We start from the raw sequence: 12,793 nt of genomic DNA, 5'->3' as shown, positions 1-12,793 counted from the left end.
TTGTAGGGAAGTGTAATTTGTCACCGCCGTCGCTTGACGCTGAACTGGGCGGATAGTGTGAGCGATCCGGTGCACCCGGCCACGAGGACTGTCCTGGGGTCGCGCACTGCTTGACCGAGACCCGAGCGCCTTTGAGGGGGAAGGCGCCGCGTGGCCCCGACGGAGGATTCAGACAACCGTGGACGCGCAAGGCCGTGGGCGGGCGGACAACATCGACCCCGCAGACCAGTGGGTACTGAACCCGGACACCGGCGAATACGAACTGCGACTGAGCAGTTCCGGACCGCAGTCGTCGGTGCCGGGACCGCGCAGGTCCGCCTCGCGCAGCTCGGCGGGCCGCGCCCGTTCAGCCGCGCCGGGCCGGGACACCCGGCAGAGCCCTGCCCCGGACCTGGTGCCGGGGCCGCGCCGCCGTCGAGGCGTGCCGGACGAGCCGCCGCCGGGCCGGCGCCGGGGACGTACGAAACCGAAGAAGTCCAGAACCAAGAAGATAGTGCTGTGGACGGGCGGCTCCATGGCCTTCGTCCTGGTCGCCGTCACGGCGGCCGGCTATCTCTACCTCAAGCACCTCGAGGGCAACGTCCAGACGACGGACGTCGGCGACGCGGCCAAGAGCAGCTTCAGCAAGGACGACGCCTTCAACATCCTGATCATCGGCACGGACAAGCGCACCGGTGCGGGCAACGAGGGTTACGGCGACAAGGGCAGCGTCGGGCACGCCGACACCAACATCCTGCTGCACGTCTCCAAGGACCGTACGAACGCGACGGCGCTCAGCATCCCGCGTGACCTGATCGTCGACGTTCCGGACTGCGAGACCAAGCAGGCCGACGGCTCCAAGAAGGTCATCGGCGGCTCGCAGAACGTCCGCTTCAACACGAGCCTCGGCCAGGGCGGCCGCGACGCGGGCTGCACCATGCGCACGGTCAAGGCGGTCACCGGAATCTCGCCGGACCACTTCATGATGGCCGACTTCAACGCGGTCAAGACGCTGACCAGCGCGGTGGACGGCGTCACGGTCTGCGTGGGCAAGGCGGTCAACGACCCGGACTCGCACCTGAAGCTGCCCAAGGGCGAGTCCACGCTCGAGGGCGAGCAGGCCCTCGCCTTCCTGCGCACCCGGCACAGCTTCGGCAACCAGGGGGACCTCGACCGCATCAAGGTGCAGCAGCAGTTCCTCGGCGCGCTGTCGCGCAAGATGACCTCCAGCGACACCCTCACCAACCCCAAGAAACTGCTGGACCTGGCCGAGGCCGCCACCAAGGCGCTCACCGTGGACACCGGCATCGGCAAGGTCAGCACGCTCAAGGACGTGGCGCTGGAGCTCAAGAAGGTGCCGCCGAAGAACATCACCTTCACCACGGTCCCCGTCATCGACAACCCCGCCGAGAAGGTCCACGCGACGGTCGTCGTCAACCAGACGACGGCCCCCCAGGTCTTCAGCATGATCAAGGACGACGTCTCCTTCACCGCGGTCAAGCAGGAGAAGAAGAAGGAGAAGGCCGCGGTCGCCGCCCGGCTCAAGGGCTCCCGCTCCGCCGCCTCCGACGTCCGCGTCGACATCTACAACGGCGGCGCCCCCTCCGGTGCCGCACAGGAAACTCTCAGCTGGCTGCAGAACACTGAGGGCGTGACGAAGTCCAGTCAGCTCGGCAACGCCGGCAAGACGCTGAGCAAGACGACCCTCGAGTACTCTCCCGACCAGGCCGACCAGGCGCGCAAGCTGGCCGACCTCATGGGGCTGCCGGCGGCGCAGATGAAGCCGGGCAAGAGCGAGAAGAACGCACAGGGTCTGCCCGCGATCGTGCTGACCCTCGGCAAGGACTTCAAGGGGGCCGGGGAGCCCCTCACCACGCCGTCGAAGGCGCCCGAGAACATCCAGAAGGCCACCGCCGACAAGCAAGTCTGCTCCACGTGATGACCTGACGGGTCCGTCCTGCGTCCTACAGGGCGCCGATACATCCGGCCGGGCGCCTCGGGCGTCCGGCCGGACGCTGATACACCCAGTGGATCCAGTACATCCAGTACGAGTGCTTCCAGTACCTCCGGTACGAGTACTTCCAGCGGATCCAGTACATCCAGTACGACGCGCCGAGCGTCCAACTGGGCATGGCTACACCGGCGGGGCGCGCGAGGCGTCCCGCCGCACCGCACGGCAGACAGATCGGGTGGGGCGCGACGGGGCGTTCCCCCGACGCGGAACGGACCCGTTTGTCGGGCGCAGGGTGGGGAGGGCAGGGAGATGGTGCAGAGCAGTGTGCGTCGAAAGGGGGCGCGACCACGTGACCGGCAGACCGGTGAACCGGGCTGGGACGACAGTCTGTACGACGACAACGGCGAGCCTGTTCAGGACGGCCGCGGCTCCGGTCGAGGCGGCGGCTCCGCTCAGGGCGGCGGCGACGGCGACGGTCCACCCGACGAGGCGAAGGGCCACAGCCGCCACGGCGGCGGGCGCCGGCGCGGCGGCAAAGGGGACGGGGGCGGGGGGCGCCCACGTCGCAGACGCCGCGTCCTGCGCTGGTCGGCGACGGTTCTGGCGGTCCTGATACTTGGCACCGCGGGTGCCGGATATCTCTACTACCAGCACCTCAACGACAACATCAAGAAGGACGACCTGTACCTCGGCGACGACAAGGACAGGGCGGCCAAACCCAAGGCGAACGCGGCGGGCCAGACCCCGCTGAACATCCTGCTGATCGGTTCGGACGCGCGCGACTCCGCGGCGAACCAGAAGCTCGGCGGCGCCAAGGACACCTACGGCGGGACACCGCGCGCCGACGTCCAGATGCTGCTGCACCTGTCGGCGGACCGCAGCAACATGTCGGTGGTCAGCATGCCGCGCGACACGCTGCTCGAGATCCCCAAGTGCACCGACCCGAAGACCAGTCACACGTACGCGGCGATCACGTATCCGACGATGACGAACAACTCGCTCGGCCGCGGCGGACCCGGCTGCACCGTCGCCACCTGGGAGAAGTTCACCGACATCCACATCGACCACTTCATGATGGTCGACTTCGCGGGTGTGGTGTCGATGGCCGACGCGATCGGCGGTGTCCCGGTCTGTGTGGACGCCAACATCTACTCGCACACCTCCACCGGCCACGGCTCGGGCCTGAAGCTGAAGGACGGCACGACGTCCATCAAGGGCAAGCAGGCCCTTCAGTGGCTGCGCACGCGGTACGGGTTCGAGGACGGCAGTGACATAGGCCGGACCAAGGCCCAGCACCAGTACATGAACTCGATGGTCCGCCAGCTGCGCGAGAACGCCACACTGAGCAACCCGAACAAGCTGCGCAAGCTCGCCGAGACCGCCACCAACGCGCTCACCGTCGACGACGGCCTGGGCACGGTGTCGAAGCTCTACGACCTGAGCAAGGAGCTGAAGAAGGTTCCGACGAGCCGGATCACCATGACCACCATGCCGTGGGTGTACTCGTCCGACGGCAACCGCGTCCTGCCCAAGCCGAACGACGCGGCGAAGGTCTTCCGGCTCCTGCGCGAGGACATCGCGCTGGACGGCAAGGACAAGAAGAAGTCCCCGGCCCAGAAGGCGGTGGCCCCCGCCCACGCGGACGACAAGATCGCGGTGCAGGTGCAGAACGGCACCCGGACCAGCGCACTGGCGCCGGTGGGCGGACGGGCGAACGCGATGGCGCAGCTCCTCGTCGGCAAGGGCTTCACCGGGGCGGCGGCCGACTCCTCGACGGTGCTCTCCGAGGACAAGACGGTCATCCGCTATCCGAGCGCGGATCTGAAGGGCGACGCCCAGCGGGTGGCCAAGTCGCTCGGCGTCCCGCTGAGTTCGGTGGAGAAGTCGGCGAGCGTCTCCGGGGTCACGCTGATCGTGGGCGGCGACTGGCGGTCGGGCACCACGTACAAGGCGGCGGAGGACGACGACACGACGCCGGCGTCCGCGAAGCTGGACAAGGGTTCGGACACCGGGGCGTGCATGCACGTGGACCCGGACTACACCTGGTCATGACGGAGTCGGGCCCCCTCCCGAGCCGAAGGGGCCCCGACTTCTCCGCTGTGCGGCTCAGTTGGAGCCGAGCACCGCGGGCCGGCGCGAGGCGATGACCTTCTTGGCCAGGGCCTTCGGGCTCGTCAGGAAGCCGAAGCCCCACGACATGTGCATGGTGGCGAGGGCGACCGGGATCTGCAGACGGGCCTTCAGCGGCAGCCGCTTGCCCGCGGGGAGCGAGCCGAGGGCGATCGCCGCCAGATAGCCGCCGGGGACGACGAGACCCCACGGAGTCAGGGCGAGCCCCACCACGACCCCCGCGGCTATCGCGCACACCGCGGTCGGCGGGGCGAGGTAGCGCAGGTTGATGGAGCCCTCGTGGTAGCGGGCGACGACATGCCGCCAGCGCCCGTAGTCCTTGTACTGCTTGGCGAGGGCCCGCACGCTCGGGCGCGGCCGGTACGACACCTTCAGCTCGGGCGAGAACCAGATGAGCCCGCCGGCCTCCCGGATCCGGAAGTTCAGCTCCCAGTCCTGGGCGCGGATGAACTCCTCGTTGTAGCCGCCCTGTTGTTCGAGGGCCTCGCGCCGGAAGACACCGAGGTAGACGGTCTCGGCGGGACCGGCCTCCCCACCCGTGTGGAAGGCGGCGTTGCCGACGCCGATCTTCGAGGTCATCGCGGCGGCGACCGCGTGCTCCCAGTCGTTCTCGCCCTCGGCGTGCATGATGCCGCCGACGTTCTGCGCGCCGGTCTCCGCGAGGAGGCGTACGGCGGTCGCGATGTAGTTCGGCGAGAGCATGCCGTGCCCGTCGACGCGTACGACGACGGGGTGCCGGGACGCCTTGATCGCCGCGTTGAGCGCGGCGGGGGTGCGGCCGGTCGGGTTCGGCACGGTGTGGACCCTCGGGTCCTCGCGTACGAGTTCGGCGGCGATCTCCTCCGTCCGGTCCGAGGACGGACCGATGGCGATCACCACCTCCATCTCGCCGTCGTACTCCTGCGCCAGGATCGCTTGGACGGCCCCGCGCAGATGCCGCTCCTCGTTGAGGACGGGCATGATCACAGATACGGCGGGGGGCTGCACGTCAGACTTCTCGCTCATCGGACGTCACGTTACCGCGAACGGGGGACACGGGCGCGCGCCGCCCGGCCACCGGACCGGGCCGCAGATCGTATGGGCCTACGGTGCTCACGGATCCCCACCCCCATGCCTTCGCGGAGGTGTCCCCCCATGCCCACACCGCCCCGCTCCCCCGCCGCCCGCCCTCCACGACGGCCGCGGCCCTCCCCCGCCCGGCGGCCGCCCGTACGGCCCAGGCGGCCCAGGCGGCCCGGCTGGTCCATGCGGATGGTGACGACGCTGTCCGTGGTGGTCCTCGCCTCGGCGGGGATCGGCCACGCCGTGGTCACCAGCCTCGACGCGGACATCGCGCGGGTCGACCCCTTCAAGGACATGAAGAACCGCCCCGCGGCGGGCACCGGCATGAACGTCCTGCTGGTCGGCACGGACGGCCGGGACAAGATCAGCGCGGCCGAACGGCGGAAGTACCGCCTCGGCGGCGCCCCCTGCCACTGCACGGACACGATCATGATCGTGCACATCTCCGAGGACCGGGAGCGGGCCAGCATCGTGAGCCTGCCGCGCGACTCGTACGCCGAGATGCCGACGCACACCGACGGGATCACCGGCAGGCGGAGCCGCCCGCAGCCGATCAAGCTGAACGCGGCGTACGCGCAGGGGGGCCCGAATCTGACCGTACGCACCGTCGAGAACATGACGCACGTCAAGATCGACCACTATCTGGAGGTCGACTTCACCAGCTTCATGAAGACGGTGGATGTGCTCGGCGGCGTACAGATCTGCACGCCGGAGCCGCTGAAGGACTCGTACACCGGTCTCGACCTGGCGGCGGGCACGCACCGGCTGAGGGGCGGCGAGGCGCTCCAGTACGTGCGCGCCCGGCATGTCGACGGCGCCTCCGACCTGGGCCGCATGCAGCGCCAGCAGCGCTTCCTGGCGTCGCTGGTCGAACAGACGACGTCCTCCGGGGCGCTGCTGAACCCGCTGAAGTTCCGGGACGTGACCCGGGCCGTGCTCGGCTCGGTCCGGGCCGACCGGGGCTTCGGCACGGACGAACTGCTCGACCTCGGGCGGGCGATGCGGAACTTCTCACCCTCCTCCAGCGAGTTCACGACGGTGCCGATCAGGGACATGACCCACGTCGTCAAGGGCATCGGCTCCACCCTGAAGTGGGACGACGCCAAGGCCCAGAAGCTCTTCCAGTCGCTGCGCGACGACCAGCCGCTCGTCCAGCACCGCAGCAGGAGCAGGACCCTGCGGGTGGACGTCGCTCCCCAGCAGATCCGGGTGCAGGTGGAGAACGCGACGCTTACGGAGGGGCTCGGCGGCCGGATGGACCGCGCGCTGGCCGCGACCGGCTTCCGGACGACGCGGCAGCCCACGAAGGCGGCCCAGACCCTGAAGCGCACGGTCGTGGCCTACGACCCCCGCTGGGACCGCTCCGCGAGGTCCCTCGCGGCCGCCCTGCCCGGCTGCGAGCTGCGCGCGGTGCCCGGGCAGGGGCCCACGCTGAAGGTGCTCGTCGGGGCGGACCACACGAAGGTGCAGCGGGTGAAGGCGGCGGATCAGCACCAGGGGGAGTTCGGGGTGGTCACCGGGGACCAGGTGGTGTGCCCGTAGCTTCGCGGGCTCCGTGGCTACGCGGCTGCTCCGGCCGCGGCTACGCGGCTGCTCCGGCCGCGTCAGTCGTCGAGCCCCTCCGCCGCGCGCTTCTCCCGCAGATCCATGATCGCGCGGCGGCGGGCGAGACGGTGGGTGCGGCGGATCTGGGCCTCCTGGTAGCGGCGCTTGTCGCGCTCGGTCTCCGGCAGGACCGGGGGCACGCGGCGGGGCTTGCCGTCGGCGTCGACGGCGGCGAAGACGAGATAGGCGGAGCCGACCTGGGTGGCCGGCGCGGACTCGTTCCAGCGTTCGGCCAGGACTCGTACGCCGACCTCCATGGAGGTGCGGCCGGTCCAGTTGACCTGCGCCTTCACATGCACGAGGTCGCCGACCCTGACCGGCTCCAGGAACACCATCTCGTCCATGGAGGCGGTGACGGCCGGGCCGCCGGAGTGGCGTCCGGCCACGGCTCCCGCCGCGTCGACGACGAGTTTCATGATCACGCCACCGTGCACGGTCCCCAGAAGGTTCGTGTCGTTGTGGGTCATGATGTGGCTGAGGGTGGTCCGGGAGGCGGAGGTGGGCTTCCCGGGGATCTCGCCCGGGCCTTCGCCCGGAGCCGCACCCTGATGTGCGCCCGGAATTTCTGATTCCGCAGCGGTGGCCTGGTGTGTCATGGCCTCCACCTTATGCCGGGACGACAATCGGGAGACTTTGTGTCAGCTTGGCCACAGCACTGACCCGGTTTTCCGGCAACCCTTGTAAGGCATGTGGTCCAGCACTGCACACTGGGCGGCATGAACGATTGGCCCGAGGGAAGGTCCGGCGACAACCGCAGCAACGGTGGCGGCCGCTACGGACGAGGCAGCGCCGGCGCACAGCCCGAGGGCGCGCGCGTGATGCGGCAGGTCCAGCGCGGCTCCGGCGGACCGGGGCCGTACCAGTCCGCGCCGCCGTACGGCGGCGGCGTACCCCAGCAGCCGTCGTACGTCGACGGGCAGGGGTACGACGACGGATACGACAGCGGCTACAACACGGGCCATGTCTACGGCACGCCGAACGGCGGCGGCCCGCAGGGACCGGGCGGCATGGGTACGCGGGGTCCGCGGCCCGCACCGAACTGGCGCCGGCGGATCAAGTGGACCGCGATCACGCTGGTCACGCTGATGGTCGTGGTCTCCGTCAGCACCTACTTCTGGGCCGACTCCAAGCTCAACCGCGAGGTCGACCTCTCCAAGGTCATCGACCGGCCCGACACGGGCGAGGGCACGAACTACCTGATCGTGGGCTCCGACAGCCGCGCGGGCATGTCCGCCGAGGAGAAGAAGAAGCTGCACACCGGGTCCGCCGAAGGCAAGCGCACGGACTCGATGATGATCCTGCACACCGGGGACAACGGCTCCACGCTGGTCTCCCTGCCCCGTGACTCGGACGTGGAGATACCGACGTTCAAGGGCTCCACGTCCGGCAAGACCTACCCGGGCACGGGCCGCCACGTGAAGCTGAACGCGGCGTACGCGGAGGACGGCCCCGAGCTGCTCGTCCGCACGATCGAGTACAACACCGGCCTGCACATCGACCACTACGTGGAGATCGGCTTCGCCGGCTTCGCGAACATCGTCGACTCGGTCGGCGGCGTGGAGATGACCCTGGACAAGGGCTTCAAGGACACGTTCTCGGGCGCCGACTTCAAGGCGGGCAAGCAGACCCTCAACGGTGAGCAGGCGCTGGCCTTCGTCCGCACCCGGCACGCCTTCGCGGCCTCGGACCTGGAGCGCACGAAGAACCAGCAGAAGTTCCTGTCGGCCCTCGCCCACCAGGTGGCGACGCCGTCCACCGTCCTCAACCCGTTCAAGCTGTACCCGACGCTGAGCTCGGGCCTCGACACCCTGATCGTCGACAAGGACATGGGCCTGTTCGACCTGGCCGACATGTTCTGGGCGATGAAGGGCGTCACGGGCGGCGACGGCACGTCCATGAACATGCCGATCTCGGGCTCCTCGGGCGGCAACCTCGTCTGGGACAAGGCGAAGGTCAAGGCCCTGGTGAACGAGCTGAAGAACGACGAGAAGGTGACGGTGTCGGGCAACTGATGACACCCGCCCCGACCCGAGCCCTCGGCGAGCCGCCGTTCGACGCGGTGCTGTGCGACGTCGACAACGTGATCCGGTTCTACGACCCGTCCGGGCTGACCGCTCTGGAACGCGCCGTCGGGCTGGCCGAGGGCACCACGGCCAAGGTGGCGTTCGCCCCGGAGGCGGTCCGGCCGGTGCTGCTGGGCCGGATCACCCCCCAGGAGTGGGTGCTGTCGATCGTGGACGGTCTCACCGGCCTGGTGTCCGGGACACAGGCCCATGAGCTGGGGAAGGCGCTCATCGAGCTGCCTTTTGGGGCCGACGGGACGGTCGTGTCGCTCCTGCGCCGCGCCCGGACCCGGATGCCGCTGGTCCTCGTCACCAACGCGACGGTCCAGCTGGAGGCCGACCTGGCGTCCCTCGGCCTGTCCGATCTCGCGGACCACGTCGTCAGCAGCGCCCGCGTCGGCCTGGTCAAGCCGGATCCGCGGATCTTCGAACTCGCCGCGGCCCGGGCGGGCGTACGGCTCGACCGGTGCCTGTTCGTCGACGACACCCGGGAGAACGTGGACGCGGCGGCCGCCCTTGGCCTGCGCGCCGTCCACTTCCACGAAGCGACGGATCTGGAGCGGGCGCTGGCGCCGCTTCTCTGACCGGCTCACCACCCCATGCGAACGGCCCCCGGCGCGCTGCCGGGGGCCGTGCTGTCTCCGCGGGCCGAACGAAGCCGCCGAGCTGCCGCTAGGGCAGGTTCCTCGCCATGACGATGCGCTGGACCTGGTTCGTGCCCTCATAAATCTGGGTGATCTTGGCGTCGCGCATCATGCGCTCGACCGGGTAGTCACGGGTGTAGCCGTAGCCGCCGAGCAGCTGGACCGCGTCCGTGGTGACCTCCATCGCCACGTCCGACGCGAAGCACTTGGCCGCCGCGCCCTGGAAGGTGAGGTCCTTGTCGCCGCGCTCCGACTTGGCGGCGGCCGCGTACGTCAGCTGACGCGCGGCCTCGATCTTCATCGCCATGTCCGCGAGCATGAACTGGATGCCCTGGAAGTCGGCGATCGCCTTGCCGAACTGTTTGCGCTCCTGGACATAGCCCTTGGCGTAGTCGAGGGCGCCCTGGGCGACACCGAGGGCCTGCGCGGCGATCGTGATGCGGGTGTGGTCCAGGGTCTTCATCGCCGTGGCGAAGCCCGTGCCCTCCTCGCCGATCATGCGGTCCGCCGGGATGCGCACGTTGTCGAGGTAGACCTCGCGGGTCGGCGAGCCCTTGATGCCGAGCTTCTTCTCCGGGGCGCCGAAGGAGACGCCCTCGTCCGCCTTCTCGACCACGAAGGCGCTGATGCCCTTGGAGCGCTTCGTGGGGTCGGTGACCGCCATGACCGTGTAGTAGTCGCTCACGCCCGCGTTGGTGATCCAGCGCTTCACACCGTTGAGGACGTAGGAGTCGCCGTCGCGGACCGCCCGCGTCTTCATCCCCGCCGCGTCCGAACCCGCGTCCGGCTCGGAGAGCGCGTACGAGAACATCGCGTCGCCCTTGGCCAGCGGCGACAGGTACCTCTTCTTCAGGTCCTCGGAGCCGGAGAGGATCACCGGCAGGGAGCCGAGCTTGTTCACGGCCGGGATCAGGGAGGACGACACGCAGACGCGGGCCACCTCCTCGATCACGATGACCGTGGCCAGCGCGTCCGCGCCCGCGCCGCCGTAGCTCTCGGGTACGTGCACGGCGTGCAGGTCGTTGGCGACCAGGGCGTCCAGCGCCTCCTGCGGGAAGCGGGCCTCCTCGTCCACCGCGGCGGCGTACGGCGCGATCTTCGCCTCGGCCAGCGCGCGGATCGCGTCCCGGAGCATGTCGTGCTCCTCGGACGGGCGGTACAGGTCGAAATCAGCCGATCCGGCCAAGGTCTCTCACGCTCCAAGGATGCTAATTACCGTTAAGTAACCCAAATTTTAAGGGCCTGCCCACAGGACGCATACGTGAGCTTGGCGACAGGGGGAAGTTGCCCGGTGAAGCGGCCGGGCATGCCCCGACTATGCTCGGGCACCGCACCCACGGCCGCTGAACTCTGGAGCACCCATGGCCCTCAAGATCACCGTGATCGGCACCGGCTATCTCGGCGCCACACACGCCGCGGCCATGGCCGAGCTCGGTTTCGAGGTGCTCGGTCTCGACGTCGTGCCCGAGAAGATCGAGATGCTCCAGCGGGGCGAGGTCCCGATGTACGAGCCCGGTCTCGAGGAGCTGCTGCGCAAGCACGTCGCCGGGATCGAGGGGTCCACCGGGCGGCTGCGCTTCACCATGGACTTCGCCGAGGTCGCGGAGTTCGGCGACGTCCACTTCGTCTGTGTGAACACGCCGCAGAAGCACGGTGAGTACGCGTGCGACATGTCGTACGTCGACAGCGCCTTCGAGGCACTCGCCCCGCATCTGAAGGCCCCCGCCCTCGTCGTCGGCAAGTCCACCGTGCCCGTCGGCTCGGCGGACCGGCTCGCGGCCCGGCTCGCGGAGCTGGCGCCCGCCGGTGAGGACGCCGAGCTCGCCTGGAACCCCGAGTTCCTGCGCGAGGGCTTCGCCGTCCAGGACACCCTGCACCCCGACCGGATCGTCGTCGGCGTGCGCAGCGAGCGCGCCGAGAAGCTGCTGCGTGAGGTGTACACGACTCCGGTCGCCGAGGGCTCGCCCTTCGTGGTGACCGACTTCCCGACCGCCGAGCTGGTGAAGACCTCCGCCAACTCCTTCCTCGCCACCAAGATCTCCTTCATCAACGCGATGGCCGAGGTCTGCGAGGCCGCGGGCGGCGATGTCGTCCAGCTGGCCGAGGCGCTCGGTCACGACGACCGGATCGGCAAGAAGTTCCTGCGGGCCGGGATCGGCTTCGGTGGCGGGTGCCTGCCCAAGGACATCCGTGCCTTCATGGCGCGCGCCGGCGAGCTGGGCGCCGACCAGGCGCTGACCTTCCTGCGCGAGATCGACTCGATCAACATGCGCCGCCGTGGCCAGATGGTCGAGATGGCGCGCGAGGCGCTCGGTGGCGGATCGTTTCTGGGGAAGCGGGTCGCCGTCCTCGGTGCCACCTTCAAGCCCGACTCCGACGACGTACGCGACTCGCCCGCGCTGAACGTCGCCGGGCAGATCCACCTCCAGGGCGGCCAGGTCACGGTGTACGACCCGAAGGGCATGGACAACGCCCGGCGGCTGTTCCCGACGCTCGGCTACGCCGACTCGGCGGTCGGGGCCGTGCGGGGCGCCGATGTCGTACTGCACCTGACCGAGTGGCGCGAGTTCCGTGAGCTGGACCCGGCGGCCCTCGGCGAGGCCGCCTCGGCCCGCGTCCTGCTCGACGGGCGCAACGCCCTCGACCCGCAGCTGTGGCGCCGGGCGGGCTGGACGTACCGCGCGATGGGCCGCCCCACCGCCTAGCCGGGGCCTGTCGGCCGGACCGGACGAAGGACACCGGTCCGGCCGAGGCTCAGTCGGCCGGACCGGTGTCTGTTGCATTCTGCCCCACCGGGGTGCCCGGCGAGCGGCGACCACCCAACCGGCCGTCCGTAGCGGGCCTGGACGAGGCGCTCGCGGGCCGGATCGGGTTCACGCGGGCCCGGCGGGGCACCCGTGCTGTCTCTGTGTCTGCTGACCGATAGCCGGAGGACGAGATGGCCGCTGTGACCCGTTTCCGCTCCGTCGTGCTGGACTGCCCCGATCCCCGGGAGCTGGCCCGTTTCTACGCCGGGATCGTCGGCGGCTCACCCGAGGACGAGGACCCCGACTGGGTCGTGCTCCAGGTCCCGGGCGGTCCGCTGCTGTCCTTCCAGCGGGCGCCCGGACACACCCCGCCCGAGTGGCCGCGGGCCGACCGGAACTCCCAGCAGTTCCATCTCGACCTCGACGCCGGGGCCACCTGGGAAGAGGTCGACGCGGCCCACGAGAGGGTGCTGGCGCTCGGCGCGCGGCCACTGGATCTGGAGGACGACGTCAAGAAGGACTTCCGGGTGTACGCGGATCCGGCGGGGCATCCGTTCTGCCTCTGCCGGATCGAGGAGTCCTGAGCCCGCTCGACCGTCTCAGCCGTCC

11 protein-coding genes are annotated in these 12,793 nt (G+C 69.8%); 7 read left to right on the top strand and 4 right to left on the bottom strand.

The window, feature by feature from the left end:
• The first annotated feature begins 178 nt into the window (after positions 1 to 178).
• On the top strand, positions 179 to 1,918 hold the full coding sequence (locus tag GTY58_RS26290; RefSeq protein WP_037647884.1) for an LCP family protein: 1,740 nt from the start codon (positions 179 to 181) through the stop codon (positions 1,916 to 1,918).
• 25 nt (positions 1,919 to 1,943) lie between these two features.
• Here the strand turns inward: GTY58_RS26290 and GTY58_RS26285 are convergent, their stop codons facing one another.
• Entirely contained in the window at positions 1,944 to 2,111 is a 168-nt protein-coding gene (locus GTY58_RS26285) for a hypothetical protein (RefSeq protein WP_154696734.1), read from the bottom strand.
• 131 nt (positions 2,112 to 2,242) lie between these two features.
• Between GTY58_RS26285 and GTY58_RS26280 the strand changes: the two genes are divergently transcribed.
• The gene (locus GTY58_RS26280) at positions 2,243 to 3,985 is read left to right on the top strand and encodes an LCP family protein (protein ID WP_010986437.1); all 1,743 of its coding nucleotides are present in this window, start codon (positions 2,243 to 2,245) and stop codon (positions 3,983 to 3,985) included.
• A gap of 54 nt (positions 3,986 to 4,039) precedes the next feature.
• On the opposite strand, the gene GTY58_RS26275 is transcribed toward GTY58_RS26280, so the two are convergent.
• Entirely contained in the window at positions 4,040 to 5,068 is a 1,029-nt protein-coding gene (locus GTY58_RS26275) for a glycosyltransferase family 2 protein (protein ID WP_010986436.1), read from the bottom strand.
• Positions 5,069 to 5,197: 129 nt separating this feature from the next.
• On the opposite strand from GTY58_RS26275, the gene GTY58_RS26270 reads away from it, so the two are divergent.
• Positions 5,198 to 6,667, top strand: a complete 1,470-nt coding sequence (locus GTY58_RS26270; protein ID WP_107083058.1) for an LCP family protein — start codon at positions 5,198 to 5,200, stop codon at positions 6,665 to 6,667.
• A gap of 62 nt (positions 6,668 to 6,729) precedes the next feature.
• Here the strand turns inward: GTY58_RS26270 and GTY58_RS26265 are convergent, their stop codons facing one another.
• Positions 6,730 to 7,326 carry an acyl-CoA thioesterase gene (locus tag GTY58_RS26265; RefSeq protein ID WP_037647887.1) on the bottom strand — a complete coding sequence of 199 codons (597 nt, stop codon included), beginning with the start codon at positions 7,324 to 7,326 and terminating at the stop codon, positions 6,730 to 6,732.
• Between the two features lie 120 nt (positions 7,327 to 7,446).
• On the opposite strand from GTY58_RS26265, the gene GTY58_RS26260 reads away from it, so the two are divergent.
• Positions 7,447 to 8,742: an LCP family protein gene (locus GTY58_RS26260; RefSeq protein WP_037648016.1), complete on the top strand. Its 1,296-nt coding sequence runs from the start codon at positions 7,447 to 7,449 to the stop codon at positions 8,740 to 8,742.
• On the top strand, positions 8,742 to 9,377 hold the full coding sequence (locus GTY58_RS26255; protein ID WP_010986432.1) for an HAD-IA family hydrolase: 636 nt from the start codon (positions 8,742 to 8,744) through the stop codon (positions 9,375 to 9,377). Before GTY58_RS26260 ends, GTY58_RS26255 begins: the two co-directional genes overlap by 1 nt.
• Positions 9,378 to 9,465: 88 nt before the next feature.
• On the opposite strand, the gene GTY58_RS26250 is transcribed toward GTY58_RS26255, so the two are convergent.
• Positions 9,466 to 10,623, bottom strand: coding sequence for an acyl-CoA dehydrogenase family protein (locus GTY58_RS26250; RefSeq protein ID WP_010986431.1), 1,158 nt, complete (start codon positions 10,621 to 10,623; stop codon positions 9,466 to 9,468).
• Positions 10,624 to 10,798: 175 nt separating this feature from the next.
• Here GTY58_RS26250 and GTY58_RS26245 point away from each other — a divergent pair, with 175 nt between their 5' ends.
• Complete coding sequence (locus GTY58_RS26245) at positions 10,799 to 12,142, top strand: UDP-glucose/GDP-mannose dehydrogenase family protein (protein ID WP_010986430.1); 1,344 nt, start codon at positions 10,799 to 10,801, stop codon at positions 12,140 to 12,142.
• A 233-nt stretch (positions 12,143 to 12,375) separates the two neighbouring features.
• Positions 12,376 to 12,768, top strand: coding sequence for a VOC family protein (locus GTY58_RS26240; RefSeq protein ID WP_010986429.1), 393 nt, complete (start codon positions 12,376 to 12,378; stop codon positions 12,766 to 12,768).
• Positions 12,769 to 12,793: the final 25 nt, after the last annotated feature.

Source organism: Streptomyces sp. SID5469, assembly GCF_009862865.1.
GTDB lineage: Bacteria > Actinomycetota > Actinomycetes > Streptomycetales > Streptomycetaceae > Streptomyces > Streptomyces avermitilis.
The sequence above is the reverse complement of the archived record's forward strand: the minus strand, read 5'-3'. Positions and strand labels throughout refer to the sequence as shown.